This window comes from Psychromonas marina (assembly GCF_030161115.1).
In the GTDB taxonomy this organism is placed as follows: Bacteria; Pseudomonadota; Gammaproteobacteria; order Enterobacterales; family Psychromonadaceae; genus Psychromonas; species Psychromonas marina.
Genome location: NZ_BSPQ01000024.1, coordinates 1,087 through 1,385, shown reverse-complemented (window position 1 = coordinate 1,385; position 299 = coordinate 1,087). Strand labels below are relative to the sequence as shown.

The window sequence follows — 299 nt, the reverse complement described above, 5'->3', positions numbered from 1 at the left end:
CGTCGGTATCGGTTGCTTGTACAGGCACATTAATGTGTAAATCATCACCATCAAAGGTCACGTAACCTGCGGTGTCTGTGTCGTTATGATCAAGTGGCAGCTGTTGCGTAATCACGACTGTGACGTTGATATCTTGACCTTGCTGTGCACCAGATAAGGCAACGGTTACTGCAACCGTACCGTCAGCAAGTTCACCGATTAAATCACCGTTAGTATTAACACTAAAGGTCAATGGTTGTCCGCCAGAACTGAGATCGTTTTGCAGTTCAGTGATTAAATCAGCTTGTAAGCTAGGATCA

The 299-nt window shown here is 45.2% G+C and carries 1 protein-coding gene; it reads right to left on the bottom strand.

Annotated features, from left to right (window positions below; translation table 11 throughout):
• Positions 1-299, bottom strand: a 299-nt coding sequence (locus tag QQK09_RS17840) for a hypothetical protein (RefSeq protein ID WP_284205537.1), incomplete at both ends; no start/stop codon positions are given.